A 16042-nucleotide genomic window follows, 5' to 3' on the forward strand; every position below is an offset into this window, starting at 1 on the left:
GGCGGTCAGGCCACCGGCTCGGCGAAGACGATCCGGTTCTGGTCGTAGTGGCCCGAGTCGCGGTCGAACACGCCGCCGCAGGTGATCAGCCGCAACTGGTCGGTCGGCTGCGCCCCGAAGACCCGGGCGGTCGGGAACTCGGCCTTCGGCACGTCGACCACCTCGGTGACGGCGTAGCTCACGGCATCCCCGTCGACGGTGGTCACGTCGACCCGGTCGCCGACGACGAGCTCGTCGAGCCGCGCGAAGACCGCGGGGCCCGAGGCGGAGTCGACGTGGGCGGCGATCACGGTCGGACCCCGCCCGCCGGGCTTGCCGCCGCCGGTGAACCAGCCGACGTCGTCCGCGTCGACAGGCACCTCCATGGCGCCGTCGTCGGCGATGCCGAGGTCGATCAGCGGGGCGTCGAGTCCGATGGTCGGCACCGAGACGGCGGCCGGAGCGACACCCTCGCCGACGCCCCCGACGACCCCGGCGACCGCAGGAGGCGCGGTGCCGGTCGCCGACGGAGCCGCGGTCGGCGAGGCGCTCGCCCCCGCCCCCGGGGTCGGCGCCGCCGTCGGTGCGACCGCCCCGGGCGCCGCGCACCCGGTCAGGACCAGCACGACGGCGACGACGACCGCCGGGGGCAGGGAGCGACGCACGTCAGGCCCGGGCCGCGCGCTGACGACGGGTCAGGACGTACGCACCCGCACCGAGCAGGGCGAGGGCCCCGGCGCCACCGGCCGCGAGGCCGAGACCGCCGGCCGACGCGCTCTCGGTGGCCGCGCCTCCGAGTCCGGTGTCGACGCCGCCGACGGGCACCTGCGTCAGCTGGCCGCGGACGACGCCGGCCGCGAACGAGGCCGTGTGCGAGTCGCCCGTGAAGCCGGCCGGGTTCGCCTCGAGCTGCTTCAGGCTGAAGCCGGTGCCCGTGTCGGCACCCGCGGCGCTCATGACGCCGGTCGTGAACGGCCCCTGCAGGCAGCCGCTGCTCGTGCGCGTGCCGTCCCCGCGGTCGACCGGGTTCGGGAACGCGATGCGCGGAGGGCCGGCCTGGCCCCGGGCTGCCTCGTGGATGTGCGTCGCGGTCTTCGCCGGGCTCTGGTAGTCGCCCGTCACGCCGCGCAGGGTGATGTCGTAGCAGATCACCTCGGTGTCGCTGTTGACGCGGAAGTCGAACGTGCCGGTCGCGCCGGGCTCGCCCGGGGTGGCGACCCCGTCGTTGTCGATGACCTGGTCGGGCGTCGCCATCACCGTGTAGGCGCTCGTGAAGGTCGACGGTTCGGGCACCTCGGTCTCGGCGAACGCGGGCGTCACGCCGAACAGGGTGACGGCGGTCGCGGCGGCACCACCCATCGTCAGGGTGCGGATGGCGGTCTTCTTGGTCGTGCGCGTCATCTTCGGCATGCTCCGGGTCCTCTCGACGGGGCGGCGCCCGGGCGGGTGCCGCTCGACAGGGCCTACGTCGGGCGGGGCCGATGCGTTCACGTCGGTCGCGAGAAAGTTCGTGCCCGGTCCGATGAACGCGGGAGGCGCGGCGCACGTACACCCCGTCGGCATCCGCGATCGGCGTGGATAGGCTGGAGGACAGGCGGATGATCGCCGTCATGGGTCGCGCGGGCCCCGTCCCGGGCCGCGCGCCAGATCGGAGCCCGATGAGCGAGGGGTCGTCCGGTCTCGACGTCCGCGCCGCGTTCGTCGAGCACGGCTCGTCGCTGCTCGGTTTCGCCGTCAACGCCCTCCGCGACCGGACGCTGGCCGAGGACTGCGTGCAAGAGACCTTCGTGCGCGCCTGGCGGGCCCGCGACTCGTTCGACGCCGACCGCGGCAGCGTCCGCACCTGGCTGTTCGCGATCGAACGCCGCGTCGTGCTGGACGTGCACCGGGCACGGACGCGCACGCCGTCGGTCGTGCCGCTCGAGCACGCCCCCGACCCCGTGGCGCGCGTGGCCGATCCGCTCGAACGGCTGGGCATGGCCGAGGGTCTCGCCCGCCTGAGCGACGACCACCGGGCGGCCGTCGTGGCCGTCCACCTCGAGGGGCTGAGCTACCGCGAGGTCTCCGAGCGCACGGGCGTCCCCGTCGCGACCCTCCGCACCCGCGTGTTCCACGCGCTGCGCGCCCTCCGCACCCACCTCGACGACCAGGAGACGACCGATGACTGACCGCACGCCAGGGGTGGGGGCCGGTGACGGCGACGCCCGTCGCGACGAATTGGTGGCCGCGGCGCTCGCGGACGACCTCTCGCCGAGCGAACGCGTCGAGTTCGACGCGCTCCGGGCTGCCGACCCGTCGATCGATGCCGAGCTGGCGTCGCTCGGGGGGATCATCGGAGGACTCTCGGACTTCGGTCGCTGGGACGACGTGGCCCCGAGCGACCGGCTGCGCGAGCGCGTGGAGGGCATCGGACGCGCCTCCGAGGCCCCGGACCCGCGCGGGACCGACGTCACTCTCGACGCCGACGTCCCTCTCCGGGCCGACATCCCTCGCGACCCCGGCACCGCGGCCGACGAGGCGTCGGTCACGCACATCGGTCCTCACATCGCCGCGGCCCGCTCGGGTCGGGGCCGACGCCCGCTGCTGATCGCCGTGGCCGCCGCGGCGTGCCTGGCGATCGGGGCCGGAGGCGGAGCCCTGCTCGCGACGCCTCGCGACACGGTGGTGGCCGGTCCTGCCGGCACCCTCGGCGCCGTCGAGCACGTGGACTTCGTCGGTCAGCCCGCCGGGGTCGACCTCGACGGAGACCTCGTCGCCCACACCTGGGGCACCGAGACGGTGCTCAGCGTCGACGGCCTGCCGACGGGCTCGGCGTTCACGGTCGTGGTGGTGGGGGGCGACGGGCGCGAGTACGAGTCCGGTGCGTTCCTCGGGTCGGACGTGCGCGTCGACTGCCGGTTGAACGCCGCCGTGCTGCGGTCCGACGTCGCGTCGGTCGAGATCCGCGCGGCCGACGGCCACGACGTCGCGGTGGCGTCGGTGCCTCCGGTCGCGAGCTGAGCCGCGCCTCCCCGGCGGGCTCAGACGACGGTCAAGGAGGCGCGGGTCGCCTCGATCGTCGCGAGCAGCGACCTCGAGTCGGCCAGGGAGTGCAGGGGCGAGTCGCGCAGCCCGGCGTCCACGTAGGACGCGAGGGCGGTCGCCTGGTAGGCGAGCCCCCGGCGGCCGGTCGGGACGGTCGGGTCGCTCCAGACGGCTGACCCGGCACCGGTCGTCAGCTCGAACGTCGCGGGGAAGACGAGGTTCTGCAGGGTGCGGATCGACCCGGTCGTGCCCGAGATCGTGCCGAGCCCGGGCGACGTCGTGAGCAGGCTCGTCGCCGCGGTGGCGAGCACCCCGTCGGCCGTGCGGGTGACGACGGCCGCGTCGAGGTCGACGCCGTCGGCCCGGGTCGAGCCGGTGGCGTGCCACTCGACGGGGTGGCCGGTCGCGAACTGGGTGAACCAGAACGCGTAGACGCCGATGTCGAGCAGCGCGCCGCCGCCGAGCGCCGGGTCGGTCATGCGTCCGCCGGACGAGAGGTCGTTGGCCCAGGCGACGTCGGCGGTCGCGAGCCGCACGTCGCCGATCGCACCGTCGGCGAGCAGCGAGGCGATGACGGTGGTGTGCGGCAGGTAGCGCGTCCAGAGCGCCTCCATCGCGAGGACACCGGCGGCGCTCGCCGCGGCGGAGATCTCGTCGGCCTCGGCCGTGCTGGTCGCCATCGGCTTCTCGATCAGGACGTGCTTGCCGGCCCGGATGGCGGTCAGGGCGTCCGGCAGGTGGCGGGTGTGGGGCGTGGCCACGTAGACGACGTCGACGTCGGGAGAGGTGACCAGCGCCTCCCGGTCGCCGTACGCCGTGTCGACGCCGTGGGCGCGGGCGAAGGCCTCGGCCCGGTCGAGGCTGCGGGAGGCCACGGCGACCACGCGCTGGTCGGTGTGCGCGTGCAGGGCGTCGGTGAAGTCGCCGGCGATCTCGCCCGGGCCGATCACGCCCCAGCGCAGGGTCGGACCGCCGCGCAGCGGGACGGCCGTCGCCGCGGGGAAGCTCGGGGTGCTCGGGGTGCTCGGGGTCTGCGTGGACATGCGGTCTCCTCGGTGTCACATCGTCGTGGGTGCGTCCATCTTCGCGGGTGCGGAGCAGGCCGGGGCGTCGAGAGCCGTCAGCCCTGTTCGGCGAACCGCCCCACGCCGATCACGTCGAGCAACCGTAGCTTGGCGTCGTCGTCGGACCCGGGCGTCGCCGTCAGCACGAGCAGCGTCTGTGACTGGTCCTCGGTGAAGAGAGCCTGGCAGTCCACCTCGATGCGGCCGAGCTCGGGATGCAGCAGCGTCTTGCGGTCGTCGAAGCGCTGGTGCACGGAGTGCCGAGCCCAGATCGTCGCGAACTCCTCGCTCGACGCGAGCAGCGCCTCCACCAGTTCTCGCGGTCGGCCCCCGCCGCCCGCCATGCTGAGTGCCGCCCGCAGCCCGGAGGCCTGCAGCTCGAGCTGGTGCGCGTGGTCCTCGACCGGGTAGGAGGCGCGCTCGGCCGGGTCGGTGAACCACCGGTGGAACGCGCTGCGGGCCAGCCCCTCGTACCGCATCTGGTCGCCGAGCAGGGCGACCGCGAGCCGGTTCTGCGCGAGCGTCTCGGCGAGGTCGCTGAGGACGAGCGCGGGGGTGTCGACCAAACGATCGAGCACGCGCCGCAACGCGGGACTGACGTGGTCGCCGCCCCGCGTGCGGCGTGGCGGGTGGTGGCCGGTCAGGCGGTAGAGGTGGTCGCGCTCGTCGAGGCTGAGTCGCAACCCCCGGGTGAGGGCGACGAGCATCTGCTCGGAGGGCTGCGGGCCGCGCTGCTGCTCGAGCCGCGCGTAGTAGTCGGTCGACATGCCGACGAGCCCCGCCACCTCTTCGCGACGCAACCCGGCGGTACGCCGACGCACGCCCTCGGGCAGCCCCACGTCGGACGGTCGCAGCGCCTCGCGGCGGTGGCGGAGGAAGTCGGCGAGGTCGGCGCGGTCCATGGCCCCATGCTGTCAGCCGCGGCACCCGCCAACCAGGGAGCGCCGATCCCTGGACGAGCGCTCTCTGCCGAACCGCGCCTCCCCGGGTCAGAGTGGTGGTCGTCACCCCGACGGTCGTCGGCGCGACGACCACCACCTGCCGCGCCGAGCGCGGCACACCCGAAGGAGCAACCGTGAAGATCAGCGGCAACACCGTGTTCATCCCCGGCGCCACGTCCGGCATCGGCCTGGGCCTCGCCCTGCGCCTGCAGGCCGCCGGCAACACCGTCGTGGTGGCGGGCCGACGCCGGGCACTGCTCGACGAGATCGTCCGTGACCACCCGGGCCTCGAGGCCGTCGAGCTCGACACCACCGACCCGCAGGCCGTCGTCGACGTCTCGGCCGAGGTGCAGCGCCGCTGGCCCGAGACCAACGTCGTCGTCGCGATGGCCGGCATCATGCAGACCGAAGACGTCACGACCGGCGACTTCCTCGCCACCGCCGAGGCGACGGTCACGACCAACCTGCTCGGTCCGATCCGACTGATCGCGGCGTGGACGTCGTTCCTCCAGACGCAGCCCGCCGCTTCGATCGTCACCGTGTCGTCGGGGCTCGCGAGCGTGCCGCTGCCGATCACGCCGACCTACAACGCGACCAAGGCCGCCATCCACTCGTTCAGCGAAGGCATCCGCGTGCAGCTCGCCGACACGAGCGTGCAGGTCGTCGAGCTCGTGCCGCCGGCCGTGCAGACCACCCTGCTCGGTCAGCAGGACGACCCGTCGGCCATGCCGCTCGACGAGTACCTCGACGAGACGATGGCGCTGCTCGAGGCGCAGCCCGACGCCCACGAGATCCTGGTCGAGCGCGTCAAGTTCCTGCGCAACGCCGAGGCCGAGGGGCGGTACGACGCGGTGCTGGCGCTGCTCAGCGGTCACTGAGGCCGGGCTGGGGGCAGCGCCCTAGGCTGGGTGGATGAGTGCATGGGGTGACTGGGGTCCGGCGGTTGCGGCGGTCGTCGTGGCTGTCGTGTACCTCGTCATCGTGGTGAGCATCGTGCGTGCGGTGCGGCGACGTGCCGACACGACGCAGCTCGAGCGTACGGTCTGGACGGTCGCCGCAGTCCTCTTCCCGCTCGGGGCCGGCGCCGTGTGGCTGCTGCTCGGGCCGCACCCACTGGGTCTCCGCATCGACCACGAGCAGGACTAGGGCCCGCCCGGCCCATCTCCGGTCGTGGCGAGGTGTCACGACGTGCCGCTCACCTCCAGAGACGAGCGGGAGCCGTGACATCTCGACAGGCCGACCGGGTGTCGGTGGCCACACCTAGCCTGCGGGGATGACCCGCCCGACACCCCGACCCGACGGCTGCCGAGGAGGCACGGGTCGACTCGCCGACGACTCCTGCGGTCGTCCGGTCGACCCGTCGTCGCCCGTGCCGCTCTGCGACCGGCACCTCGCGCTCGCCGCCGACTGGGTGGCCTCGCTCGAGGGCTCGGGCGAGGGAGTGACCGATCTGCTGCCGTCGCCCTGCCTCGCGTGCGGGTCGCGGCTCGGCGTGCACTGGCCGTCGGGGTGGCTCTGTGCCGTCTGCGAGTGGCGCCAGGGCGACGTGCCCGACGCCGAGTTGGGCGTGGTGAGGGTCGACGTCGTCTACTACATCCGGTTCGACGACCGCATCAAGATCGGCACCTCGTCGAACCCCCGGCAGCGCCTCGGCACGCTCTGGCACGACGAGCTGCTGGCCTTCGAGCGTGGCGACCGCCTCGTCGAACGGCGGCGGCACGGGCAGTTCGCGGCGTCCCGGTTCGGACGCACCGAGTGGTTCGCACGCAGTGCCGAGCTCGATGCCCACGTGGCGGCGCTCGCGAAGGGTGTCGAGGACCCGTGGCAGCGGTACGCCCGCTGGCGCAGCGAGGCACTGGCCCTGCGCGGCTGAGCAGGCTGCCGCCTGCCGAACCCGGCCGGGGTACCGGCTGCCGACGGGCCGAACCCGACCAGGGCGCCAGCCGGTTGCGTACCAATGCCGACATCGCGGGCGCGACACGCCGCTCAGCGCTCCCTCTGGGGTGCCTGTCTGCCTCGGGTTGTCGCGATTTGCACACCAAGGGGGAACGAGGGGTGTCAGGTCGGGGGACTCCGGGCCGCGGCGCGGGCTCAGCAGCGGAGGTAGGCGTCGACGAGCAGGGGGCCTCGGATGGCGCGCAGCTCGTCGAGCAGCAGGGGCACCGTCTGCCGGGTCAGCCCGGACAGCTGCAGGTCGTGCGGTCCGAGCGGGGGCAGCTTGCCCGTCCGGAGTCGCACGACCTCCCAACCCGCAGCCCGGAGCGCGGCGTCCTTGCGGCGGTCGGCAGTTTCGCGGTGTCCGACGTGTTCGAGTCCGTGCCGCCCGGTCGAGTCGTACTCGATGGCGACGCGCAGTTCGCTCAGCACGATGTCGGGCCACACCTCGACGTGGTCGAAGAACGGACGCCCCACGCGCACGGCGTTCAGACCGGGCTCGAATTCGAGCCGGGCGGTCAGCTCGGCCCGCAGCTCGGCCTCGACCGCCGACGCCGGCTTCGGGGCACACACGCTGACGAAGGGCGTGCCGGTCGGCAGCGCCGGCGTCTTGTCGCACACCGGCCGGGAGGCGCGGGTCGGCCGGGCGGCGCGGTCCGGCCGGGAGGCGCGGGTCGGCTGGGCGAGGCGGGTCGCTTCCGCCCGCGGGGTGGGGGGCGAGGCGAGGGGTGGGGACTGCTCGGGTCGGCGCGCGGGGTCGGCCGGGAACGGAGGAGTCGGAGGCGCGGCTCGCGCCGCGTCGGCCTGTGCGCGGACGACCGCCGCCGGTGCCATCGGCGGCCGCATCGGCAGCGCACGCGGCGCGGCCAGTTCGCTGCACTCGGGGCACCACGACGACCGACGTCGCTCGCGGCCCGGCCGGTGCCGCTGCTCGTCGGGGGTGGCGACGAACACGTGGCCCGCGTCGCAGAGCCAGCACAGCCACACGTCGGCCGCGGGCGGGATCTGGCTGAGCACGATGCCGCCGTTGTGCTCGGGACGGTACTGCCGCACGAGCACCGGGTACGACGCCCAGGCCTCGCGGTAGCTGCCCACGGGGTAGGGCACGGCGAGGCCGCGCGACGTCCGGCGTCGCGCCCACCAGGCTTCGATCGGCTCGGGCACGCGCACACGCTACGACGGGCCACCGACACTCGGGCCCGGCCCGACGCGCCCCGGCCCGACCGCCGCCGACACCCGTAGCATCGACCGAATGCCCGACACCGCATCTCCCGACGTGCCCACGCCCGCGATCGACGTGCCCGACACCCCGACCGCCGTCCCCACCGACGTCCACGCCCGGGGCTTCGTCCGCGTCCGCGGCGCCCGCGAGAACAACCTGCGCGCGGTCGACGTCGACGTGCCGCGCGACAGCATCGTCGCCTTCACCGGCGTCTCGGGCTCGGGCAAGTCCTCGCTCGCGTTCGGCACGATCTTCGCCGAGGCGCAGCGCCGCTTCTTCGAGTCGGTCGCGCCCTACGCGCGGCGGCTGATCGCCCAGGGCGGCGCCCCGCACGTCGACGAGATCACCGGCCTGCCCCCGGCCGTCGCCCTGCAGCAGCGCCGCGGCGCCCCGAGCTCGCGCTCGACCGTCGGCACCCTGACCACCCTGTCGAACTCGATGAGGATGCTCTACTCGCGGGCCGGCAGCTACCCTGCCGGGGCCGACCGCCTCGAGTCCGACTCGTTCTCGCCGAACACCGTCGCCGGGGCCTGCCCGCGCTGCCACGGACTCGGCATCGCGCACGAGGTGACCGAGGCGTCCGCCGTGCACGACCCCGACCTGAGCATCCGCGACGGTGCGATCACGGCCTGGCCGGGAGCCTGGCAGGGCAAGAACCTCCGCGACGTGACGAGCGTGCTCGGCTACGACATCGACCGCCCCTGGCGTGAGCTGCCGCAGACCGACCGCGACTGGTTGCTCTACACCGACGAGCAGCCCGTGGTCGAGGTGACCCCCCAGCGCGACCGCGTCGCCAAGCCGTACAAGGGCCGGTTCTGGAGCGCCCGCGCCTTCGTCATGCACACCCTCGCCGACTCGCAGAGCGAGACCCAGCGCACCAAGGTGTTGCAGTACGTCGAGAGCGGTCCCTGCTCACTCTGCGGCGGCAGCGGCCTGACCCGGGCGGCGCTCGCCGTGACCTTCGCCGGCCGCACGATCGCCGAGCTGAACGCCCTGCCGATCGCCGAACTGGGCGACGTCCTGCGGCCGACGGCCACCCTGACGAGCGCGTCGGCCGCGGTGTCGAACGCCTCCTCGGGCGAGGTCACCGAGGTGGCCGTCCGCATCGCCGCGGACCTGCTGGCCCGGACGACCGTGCTCGACGACCTCGGGCTCGGCTACCTCAGCCTCGGCCGTGCGACGCCCACCCTGTCGCCAGGCGAGATGCAGCGGTTGCGCATCGCGACGCAGCTGCGCTCGGGCCTGTTCGGCGTCGTCTACGTGCTCGACGAGCCGAGTGCTGGCCTGCACCCCGCCGACGCCGAGTCCCTCGTCGAGGTGCTCGAACGGCTGCGGGCGAGCGGCAACTCGGTGTTCGTCGTCGAGCACGACATGAGCATCGTGCGTCGCGCGGACTGGGTCGTCGACGTCGGCCCGGGGGCCGGCAGCCAAGGAGGCGCGGTGCTCTACAGCGGGCCCGTCGCCGGGCTCGCCGGGGTCGCCGACTCCGTCACGAGGCGCTTCCTCGACCCCTCCGTCGCCGGTCACGCCCAAGGCGGGTCGCCCGTCCGCCGCGAACCGACCGCCACCCTCGAGCTGCGCGGCGTCACCCGGCACAACCTCGACGGCGTCGACGTGGACCTGCCGCTCGGCGTGCTCACCGCGGTCACGGGGGTGTCGGGTTCGGGCAAGTCGACGCTGGTCGGCGGCGTGCTGGCCGAGACGGCGACCGACCACGAGCGGGTCGACCGCGTGGTGCAGGTCGACCAGAAGCCGATCGGCCGGACGCCGCGCTCGAACCTCGCGACCTACACGGGCCTGTTCGACGCCGTGCGCCAGGCCTTCGCCGCGACCGACGAGGCGCGGGCCGGGGGCTACGGCGCCGGACGCTTCTCGTTCAACGTCACCGGAGGCCGCTGCGAGGTCTGCCAGGGCGAGGGGTTCGTCTCGGTCGAGCTGCTCTTCCTGCCCGGCAGCTACTCGCCGTGCCCCGAGTGCCACGGAGCCCGCTACAACGCCGAGACCCTCGAGGTCACCTGGCACGGCGCGACCGTGGCGGACGTGCTCGCGATGACGGTCGACGAGGCGGCGACGTTCCTGACCGAGGTGACCAGCGCCTCCCGGGCTCTCCAGACTTTGCGGCAGGTCGGGCTCGGCTACCTGCGGCTCGGCCAGCCCGCGACCGAGCTGTCGGGTGGCGAGGCACAGCGCATCAAGCTGGCGACCGAGCTGCAGCGCGCTCGCACCGGGCACACGCTCTACCTGCTCGACGAGCCCACCACGGGCCTGCACCCGGCCGACGTCGAGCTGCTCGTCACCCAGCTGCAGTTTCTCGTCGACGCGGGCAACACCGTCGTCGTGGTCGAGCACCACATGGGCGTCGTGGCGGCGTCCGACCACGTGATCGACCTGGGCCCCGGGGGAGGGGACGCCGGCGGGCGCGTGCTCGCCGTCGGCACGCCCGAGCAGGTGGCCGGGGCCGCGGGCAGTCGCACCGCGCCGTACCTCGCGGCGGCGCTGCCCGCCTGACCCGGCGAGAGCCGGGACGCCGAGAACCGAGGAGGCACGGTGCAGCCGACCCGCGCCTCCTGCGGTCCCCGGCGAGGCCGGTCTACGGCGAGACCATGCCGCCGTTCACGTTCAGCGTCTCGCCCGCGACGAAGCTCGACTCGGCCGACGCGAGGAACACGTAGGCGGGTGCCTGCTCGGCGGGCTGGCCGGCGCGGCCGAGCGGGGCCTCGCTCGAGCCGAACTCGGGGAGCGACTCGGGGTCGACGCCGTCGGTCACCTGCAGGACGGTCCAGGTCGGGCCGGGCGCGACGACGTTGACGCGGATGCCCTTCGAGATGAGCTGCTGGGACATGCCCTTCGACAGGTTGTTGATCGCTCCCTTGGTCGCGGCGTAGTCGAGGCGGTCGGGGGCGGGCGTGTGGGCCTCGGCCGACGCGGTGTTGATGATCGTGGAGCCGGGGGCGAGGTGCGGCACGGCGGCCTTGACGATCCAGAACGGCGCGTAGACGTTGGTGCGGAAGGTCAGGTCGAACTGCTCGTCGGTGATGTCCTCGATGTCCTGCTGCCAGACCTGCTTGCCGGCGACGTTGACGACGGCGTCGAGGCCGCCGAGTCCGTCGACCGCCTTCTGGACGAGCTCACGACAGAAGGAGGCGCTGGTCAGGTCGCCGGGGAGAGCCACGGCCTTCTGCCCCGCGGCCTCGATCAGCGCGATGACGTGGTCGGCGTCGGACTGCTCGCTCGGCAGGTAGTTCAGGGCGACGTCGGCACCCTCGCGGGCGTAGGCGATCGCGACGGCGGCGCCGATGCCCGAGTCGGCACCCGTGATGAGGGCCTTGCGACCCTGCAGGCGTCCCGTGCCGCGGTAGGTCTCCTCGCCGAGGTCGGGGACGGGAGTCATCTGCGACTGCAGCCCCGGCTCCTCTTGGTGCTGCACCTCGGGGCTGATCGTGGGGTAGAGCGTGCGCGGGTCGGCGAAGGTGTACTGGTCGCGGGTCATGCGGGGTCCTCTCTGGTTCGCGGTGCCCTGGACGGACGGTGCCCTGGACGCTACGCCCGGCGCCTCCGTCGACGCGGCGCGTCCGGGGTACGAAGCCCGGCACGACGAACGAGTGGCCCCGAACCGTCGTCCGCGCGGGGCGGAGGACGGTTCGGGGCCACTCGACGAGGTGCGTGACCTGGGGTCAGAGGCCCTGGGTCATGATGAGCGCGCCGGCGATCATCGAGCCGATGTTGGCCAGGATGCCGATGAAGCCGAGCACGATGCCGACCGTCGCCATGGTGCGGGCGGCGGGCTCGCGCTTGCGCGACAGGAAGCCGAGCACCACGGCCGCGATGGCCAGGAGGATCCACAGCACGGGCAGGAAGAGGCAGAACACGATGCTGACGATGCCGAAGACGAGCGACAGGACGCCCATCGTCTTCTTGGTCGTCGTGGCGGGGCCGGTGGTGCCAGGGCCGGGGTAAGGGGTGGCGTCGGTCATGTCGGGTCTCCTCAGGATCGGGGTGAGCTTTTCTCGTCGACGCTAGCGACTTTCGGGCCGTGAGGGCCACGTGACCGACCTCGGAGCCGGAGCACCGGCGACGGAGGTGGCCGGACGGCTCACGGCGTGTGGGTGGGGCCGTCCCCACTCCGCGGCCGAGGCGAGGGGCGGCATCGACTTCTCACAGGTCGAGGAACGCCCGCAGGTGATCGACGAGTTGGCGGCGCCACGGTCGTGACGACCAGGCGTGGTCGGCGCCGGCGACGGAGGTGAACCTGGCCTGGGGGAGGATGTCCGCGTAACGCCGCGCGTACTCGAGCGGCACGATCTGATCGGCCGTGCCGTGGAGGATCTCGACGGGGCCGCCGTATCCCGCCGCTTCTGCGTAGACGTCGAGATCGTCGCGGACGTCGTCGACGAAGGCTCGGCCGAGCCACAGGCCACCGAGGTCGAGGCCGCCGTGCTCTGCGACGGACTCGAGCGACCGGCCCTGGATCTCGTTCTTCACCGTGATGTCGTCGACCACGACACCCGCGGGGGACCAGAGCGTGACGCTGGCCACGAGGTCGGGGAGCCGGGCGGCGACGACGGCGGACTCGACCGCGCCGAGGCTGTGTGCCACCAGATGGACCGGGGTGCCGCGGTCGCCGGCGAATGCGCGGACCATGGCCGTGACCTGCGCGATCTCGTCACGGAGGGTGATGTCCTCGAACTCGCCGTCGCTCGTGCCGTGCCCCAGACGGTCGTAGGCCCGGACGACCACGCCGGCTCCCACCAGGTGCCGGGCGACCTGGACGAAGAGGCGCTGCGGGCCGATGTGCGAGTCGGCGAAACCGTGCACGAGCAGGACGGACGGGTGGGCGGGGTCGGCGTCGCGGGGGCGGAACTCGGTGCCGCGGATGACCCGCCCCTCGTGCGCGAGTGTCAGGGCCGTGACGTCGGCCTCGGGGGCGCCCATCTCAGTTGGTCCTGTCCGCGAAGCCGGCTGGCAGGTCGCCGGGCGCCGTGTCGATGACCGTCTCGTCGTCGAGGCCGACGAACTCGAAGAGCGTGATGTGCGCGAACTCGGGGACCACGTAGATCGGGTAGGTCGGGCCCAGGTCACGGAACTGTCGCATCTGCTCGAGGTGGTCGTTCTGGAAGAGGACCGTCTTCGACCCGTCGAGTTCGACCCAGTGGGGGAAGAAGATCGTCCCGTGCAGGACCCGGTCGTCGGGCACGACGTTGACGACGACGCTGGTGCCGGTCGGTTCGTTCCACGACACCTTGTAGACACCGCGGCCCAGGCCGACGAGGTCGACGTGCTGGTCCTTGACCCAGCGGCCGCCGACCATGCCCGAATGGATGCGGTAGTCGATCGTGGTGGCGTTCTTGACGTACATCTCGTACTGCCATCCGTTGGCGTAGGTGTAGATGAACCGATGGCCGACGATCGCGTCCAGGCCCTGCTCGGGGGTGGGGTCGGCAACGCTGGTGTGAGTGCTCATGGATCGATTGAACACCCAAAATGCGTTTGTCACAAACGTATTTGTTCGTGCTCGAGTAGTCTCGCCCTGTGGACGACTCCGACGACCCCTCCGGCCTCGGCGCGATCGCACGACGTCTGAGCGACGAGATCGGCCCTTTCCGTCGGACGCTCCTGAACAGCTCCCGGGTACGCGCCGGCCTGCCGTCGATTCCCGATGCCCAGATCGAGGTGTTGCGACGGCTCTTTCCCGACAAGTGGCTGAGCCCCACGGTTCTCGGGCAGCAGCTGGGACTCGCGCGCCCCACGGTCAGCAACCTCGTCGCGGCGATGGAGAGCCGCGGTCTGGTCGTGCGCCGTGCCGACGAATCGGATGCCCGGAGCACCCACGTGGGTCTCACGGAGTCGGCCCGGGAGCAGCTCCGCGTCTACGACGCCGCGGCGGAGGGATTGCTCGTGGGCATCCTGCGTGACCTGGCGCCCGGGGAACAGCGCACCCTTCGAGAGGCCCTTCCCCTCCTCGGCCGCATCCGTACGGCGCTGGAGCGCGACGAGGACGCGCCGCCGAACCACACCGCGGTCGACGGGGCGTCGGGGCGAGCTCAGGACTGAGGCATCGCCCTGGGGGAATCGACGGTGGAAGGTGGCTCCGGCCCGGGAGGGTTCGTTTCGGGGTCCGTGCCACGCGGCCGTCCCCGAGCCGGTAGTGGTTCCCCCCGATGTTCGGCATCGACAGGACCGCCCCGAGAGTCCTCGTCCTCGAGCCCTCCCATGACGGTCTGCGACGGGGTCTGGACCTCATTCGGGTGTCTGAGACGGTCGCCGATCGGCCGCCCGTGTGACGGTCGTTCATCGGGACACTCTGCGCGACCATGTTCGGCCGGCTGAGGCCAAGTGGTGCCTGGCCTGCGGATTCGCGTATGCCTGTCCCGCAAAAATGCCCGGTGAAGGGGGTACAAACGCTACAGTCCTTGAATGCTCATCGGATACGCGCGTGTGTCGACCTCGGGACAAGATCTCGCAGCACAACGTGACGGTCTTGCAGCACTGGGTGTTGACGATCAACACGTGCATGTGGACCACGGGCTGTCGGGAACAACTCGAGCCCGCCCGGGCCTCCGGGAAGCGCTGGCGGCATGCCGTGCCGGCGACGTCTTGGTCGTCACCAAGCTTGATCGACTTGCCCGGTCGCTGCGCGACGCGACGGACATTGCGGACGAGCTGACGAAAAAAGGCGTCGCCCTGAACCTCGGGGGAGCGGTCTATGACCCCACCGACCCCGTCGGTCGGCTCCTGTTCAACGTCCTCGGCATGGTCGCCGAGTTCGAAGCCGACCTCATCCGCGCCCGCACCCGCGAGGGCATGGCGATCGCCAAGGCCGCCGGCAAGCTCCGTGGTCGCAAGCCCAAGCTCACCGCCTCGCAGGAGAAGCACCTCGTGCAGCTGCACCGCACCGGTGCGCACACCACGAGCGACATTGCCGAGTTGTTCGGCGTTGCCCGGTCGACGGTCTATCGAGCGATCCAAAGAGCAGAGCAGGCCTAGATGGCACCCGGAAGAACGGAACCGCCCCGCCGAGAGCGGCTGAGGAACGGCCGCCGCCGTCCAGCGCCACCGCGGACACGCGCTGAACGAGACGAGTGGCGACGGGCTCGCGCCAACAGTGGAGCTCCTGCCTGGTGGCCTCGATCGTCATTGTGGCTGTGGAGGTGGTTTGTCCGGCCCGTCCTGCGGTTCTTTGAACGCTTCCTACGCTTCGTGTTCGACGGCCTGTAGGACCCAACACTGGTCCATTAGCCCATCGGCCACCGGGGGCGACCTCGTAGGGTCGTTGCATGGATCAGGGCGAAGTTGTCGAGCATGTCGCGCTTAGGGCCCGGTCGGCAGGCCGCCCGGTTGTGGTCGGTATCTCGGGCTTCTGCGGGTCGGGGAAGTCCACGCTTGCGCGCCGGATGGTCGAGGCTCTGCCTGGCGCAGTGAGGATGCGCGGTGACGACTTTCTCGATCCCGCACGCTCTCACCTTCGCTCTGCAGACTGGGACGGAGTGGATCGGCAACGTCTTGTTTCGAGTGTCTTGGAGCCCTTCCGCGGCGAGCTGCAGGGCGAGTTCCGACGGTATGACTGGGCGGTAGGGGCCCTCGGCGCTCCGGAGCCGGTTCCTCGCGCCGAGATCCTCGTCGTCGATCTCATCGGCCTTTTCCACCCTGAGGCCCTGCCTTCCCTCGACGTCACGGTCTGGTGCGATGTCGAGCTCGACGTCGCCGTCAGCCGCGGCATGGCCCGCGACAGGGAACTAGGCCGACGCCACGAGGCGTTGTGGACCGACGTCTGGGCTCCGAATGAACGCGACTTCGCCCAGGAGTTCATGCCGCGAGAGCACGCAGAGATGCTGTACGCATCGTCTCAGTAGGGGATCCCCCACTGGATCACTTGCTGT

General features: G+C 72.3%; 18 protein-coding genes. 9 read left to right on the plus strand and 9 right to left on the minus strand.

The window, feature by feature from the left end:
* Window positions 1-5: 5 nt before the first annotated feature.
* A complete protein-coding gene (locus AC1MBW_RS09905; protein WP_480024349.1) occupies window positions 6-644 on the minus strand; it encodes a class F sortase in 639 nt (212 codons plus the stop codon).
* A gap of 1 nt (window position 645) precedes the next feature.
* On the minus strand, window positions 646-1389 hold the full coding sequence (locus tag AC1MBW_RS09910; RefSeq protein ID WP_480024350.1) for a CHRD domain-containing protein: 744 nt from the start codon (window positions 1387-1389) through the stop codon (window positions 646-648).
* 248 nt (window positions 1390-1637) lie between these two features.
* On the opposite strand from AC1MBW_RS09910, the gene AC1MBW_RS09915 reads away from it, so the two are divergent.
* Both AC1MBW_RS09915 and AC1MBW_RS09920 read left to right on the plus strand, forming a co-directional pair.
* Entirely contained in the window at window positions 1638-2147 is a 510-nt protein-coding gene (locus tag AC1MBW_RS09915; RefSeq protein WP_480024351.1) for an RNA polymerase sigma factor, read from the plus strand.
* Window positions 2140-2979, plus strand: coding sequence for a hypothetical protein (locus AC1MBW_RS09920; RefSeq protein WP_480024352.1), 840 nt, complete (start codon window positions 2140-2142; stop codon window positions 2977-2979). The genes AC1MBW_RS09915 and AC1MBW_RS09920 overlap by 8 nt, the downstream gene beginning before the upstream one ends.
* Window positions 2980-2999: 20 nt before the next feature.
* Here the strand turns inward: AC1MBW_RS09920 and AC1MBW_RS09925 are convergent, their stop codons facing one another.
* On the minus strand, window positions 3000-4046 hold the full coding sequence (locus AC1MBW_RS09925) for a Gfo/Idh/MocA family protein (RefSeq protein WP_480024353.1): 1047 nt from the start codon (window positions 4044-4046) through the stop codon (window positions 3000-3002).
* 77 nt (window positions 4047-4123) lie between these two features.
* Window positions 4124-4969, minus strand: a complete 846-nt coding sequence (locus AC1MBW_RS09930) for a helix-turn-helix transcriptional regulator (protein ID WP_480024354.1) — start codon at window positions 4967-4969, stop codon at window positions 4124-4126.
* Between the two features lie 173 nt (window positions 4970-5142).
* On the opposite strand from AC1MBW_RS09930, the gene AC1MBW_RS09935 reads away from it, so the two are divergent.
* From AC1MBW_RS09935 to AC1MBW_RS09945, 3 genes are all read left to right on the plus strand, one after another.
* The gene (locus AC1MBW_RS09935; protein ID WP_480024355.1) at window positions 5143-5886 is read left to right on the plus strand and encodes an SDR family oxidoreductase; all 744 of its coding nucleotides are present in this window, start codon (window positions 5143-5145) and stop codon (window positions 5884-5886) included.
* 34 nt (window positions 5887-5920) lie between these two features.
* Complete coding sequence (locus AC1MBW_RS09940) at window positions 5921-6154, plus strand: PLDc N-terminal domain-containing protein (RefSeq protein WP_152970353.1); 234 nt, start codon at window positions 5921-5923, stop codon at window positions 6152-6154.
* 127 nt (window positions 6155-6281) lie between these two features.
* Complete coding sequence (locus AC1MBW_RS09945; RefSeq protein WP_480024356.1) at window positions 6282-6881, plus strand: GIY-YIG nuclease family protein; 600 nt, start codon at window positions 6282-6284, stop codon at window positions 6879-6881.
* Window positions 6882-7099: 218 nt separating this feature from the next.
* Here the strand turns inward: AC1MBW_RS09945 and AC1MBW_RS09950 are convergent, their stop codons facing one another.
* A complete protein-coding gene (locus tag AC1MBW_RS09950; protein ID WP_480024357.1) occupies window positions 7100-8107 on the minus strand; it encodes a zinc-ribbon domain-containing protein in 1008 nt (335 codons plus the stop codon).
* An 88-nt stretch (window positions 8108-8195) separates the two neighbouring features.
* On the opposite strand from AC1MBW_RS09950, the gene AC1MBW_RS09955 reads away from it, so the two are divergent.
* On the plus strand, window positions 8196-10673 hold the full coding sequence (locus AC1MBW_RS09955; protein ID WP_480024358.1) for an ATP-binding cassette domain-containing protein: 2478 nt from the start codon (window positions 8196-8198) through the stop codon (window positions 10671-10673).
* Window positions 10674-10755: 82 nt separating this feature from the next.
* Here the strand turns inward: AC1MBW_RS09955 and AC1MBW_RS09960 are convergent, their stop codons facing one another.
* The 4 genes from AC1MBW_RS09960 to AC1MBW_RS09975 all read right to left on the minus strand — a co-directional run bounded on the left by AC1MBW_RS09960 (window position 10756) and on the right by AC1MBW_RS09975 (window position 13626).
* Window positions 10756-11655 carry an SDR family oxidoreductase gene (locus tag AC1MBW_RS09960; RefSeq protein WP_071256477.1) on the minus strand — a complete coding sequence of 300 codons (900 nt, stop codon included), beginning with the start codon at window positions 11653-11655 and terminating at the stop codon, window positions 10756-10758.
* A 184-nt stretch (window positions 11656-11839) separates the two neighbouring features.
* A complete protein-coding gene (locus AC1MBW_RS09965; RefSeq protein WP_054146972.1) occupies window positions 11840-12139 on the minus strand; it encodes a hypothetical protein in 300 nt (99 codons plus the stop codon).
* Window positions 12140-12320: 181 nt separating this feature from the next.
* Window positions 12321-13097, minus strand: coding sequence for an alpha/beta hydrolase (locus tag AC1MBW_RS09970; RefSeq protein ID WP_480024359.1), 777 nt, complete (start codon window positions 13095-13097; stop codon window positions 12321-12323).
* 1 nt (window position 13098) lies between these two features.
* Window positions 13099-13626: a phenolic acid decarboxylase gene (locus tag AC1MBW_RS09975; protein ID WP_054146970.1), complete on the minus strand. Its 528-nt coding sequence runs from the start codon at window positions 13624-13626 to the stop codon at window positions 13099-13101.
* Window positions 13627-13694: 68 nt separating this feature from the next.
* On the opposite strand from AC1MBW_RS09975, the gene AC1MBW_RS09980 reads away from it, so the two are divergent.
* From AC1MBW_RS09980 to AC1MBW_RS09990, 3 genes are all read left to right on the plus strand, one after another.
* Window positions 13695-14216, plus strand: coding sequence for a MarR family winged helix-turn-helix transcriptional regulator (locus AC1MBW_RS09980; RefSeq protein WP_054146969.1), 522 nt, complete (start codon window positions 13695-13697; stop codon window positions 14214-14216).
* A gap of 363 nt (window positions 14217-14579) precedes the next feature.
* Window positions 14580-15149 carry a recombinase family protein gene (locus AC1MBW_RS09985; RefSeq protein WP_185233100.1) on the plus strand — a complete coding sequence of 190 codons (570 nt, stop codon included), beginning with the start codon at window positions 14580-14582 and terminating at the stop codon, window positions 15147-15149.
* Window positions 15150-15439: 290 nt separating this feature from the next.
* A complete protein-coding gene (locus tag AC1MBW_RS09990; protein ID WP_185233098.1) occupies window positions 15440-16015 on the plus strand; it encodes a uridine kinase family protein in 576 nt (191 codons plus the stop codon).
* Window positions 16016-16042: the final 27 nt, after the last annotated feature.

Source organism: Frigoribacterium sp. AP1 (assembly GCF_056680555.1).

What these genes read in the sequence shown, in the direction of transcription:
- AC1MBW_RS09930 (WP_480024354.1), bottom strand. Translation starts at nt 4,969, where the DNA reads ATGGACCGCGCCGACCTCGCCGACTTCCTCCGCCACCGCCGCGAGGCG.
- AC1MBW_RS09920 (WP_480024352.1), top strand. Translation starts at nt 2,140, where the DNA reads ATGACTGACCGCACGCCAGGGGTGGGGGCCGGTGACGGCGACGCCCGT.
- AC1MBW_RS09965 (WP_054146972.1), bottom strand. Translation starts at nt 12,139, where the DNA reads ATGACCGACGCCACCCCTTACCCCGGCCCTGGCACCACCGGCCCCGCC.
- AC1MBW_RS09985 (WP_185233100.1), top strand. Translation starts at nt 14,580, where the DNA reads ATGCTCATCGGATACGCGCGTGTGTCGACCTCGGGACAAGATCTCGCA.
- AC1MBW_RS09910 (WP_480024350.1), bottom strand. Translation starts at nt 1,389, where the DNA reads ATGCCGAAGATGACGCGCACGACCAAGAAGACCGCCATCCGCACCCTG.
- AC1MBW_RS09955 (WP_480024358.1), top strand. Translation starts at nt 8,196, where the DNA reads ATGCCCGACACCGCATCTCCCGACGTGCCCACGCCCGCGATCGACGTG.
- AC1MBW_RS09945 (WP_480024356.1), top strand. Translation starts at nt 6,282, where the DNA reads ATGACCCGCCCGACACCCCGACCCGACGGCTGCCGAGGAGGCACGGGT.
- AC1MBW_RS09940 (WP_152970353.1), top strand. Translation starts at nt 5,921, where the DNA reads ATGAGTGCATGGGGTGACTGGGGTCCGGCGGTTGCGGCGGTCGTCGTG.
- AC1MBW_RS09960 (WP_071256477.1), bottom strand. Translation starts at nt 11,655, where the DNA reads ATGACCCGCGACCAGTACACCTTCGCCGACCCGCGCACGCTCTACCCC.
- AC1MBW_RS09925 (WP_480024353.1), bottom strand. Translation starts at nt 4,046, where the DNA reads ATGTCCACGCAGACCCCGAGCACCCCGAGCACCCCGAGCTTCCCCGCG.
- AC1MBW_RS09990 (WP_185233098.1), top strand. Translation starts at nt 15,440, where the DNA reads ATGGATCAGGGCGAAGTTGTCGAGCATGTCGCGCTTAGGGCCCGGTCG.
- AC1MBW_RS09915 (WP_480024351.1), top strand. Translation starts at nt 1,638, where the DNA reads ATGAGCGAGGGGTCGTCCGGTCTCGACGTCCGCGCCGCGTTCGTCGAG.
- AC1MBW_RS09975 (WP_054146970.1), bottom strand. Translation starts at nt 13,626, where the DNA reads ATGAGCACTCACACCAGCGTTGCCGACCCCACCCCCGAGCAGGGCCTG.
- AC1MBW_RS09970 (WP_480024359.1), bottom strand. Translation starts at nt 13,097, where the DNA reads ATGGGCGCCCCCGAGGCCGACGTCACGGCCCTGACACTCGCGCACGAG.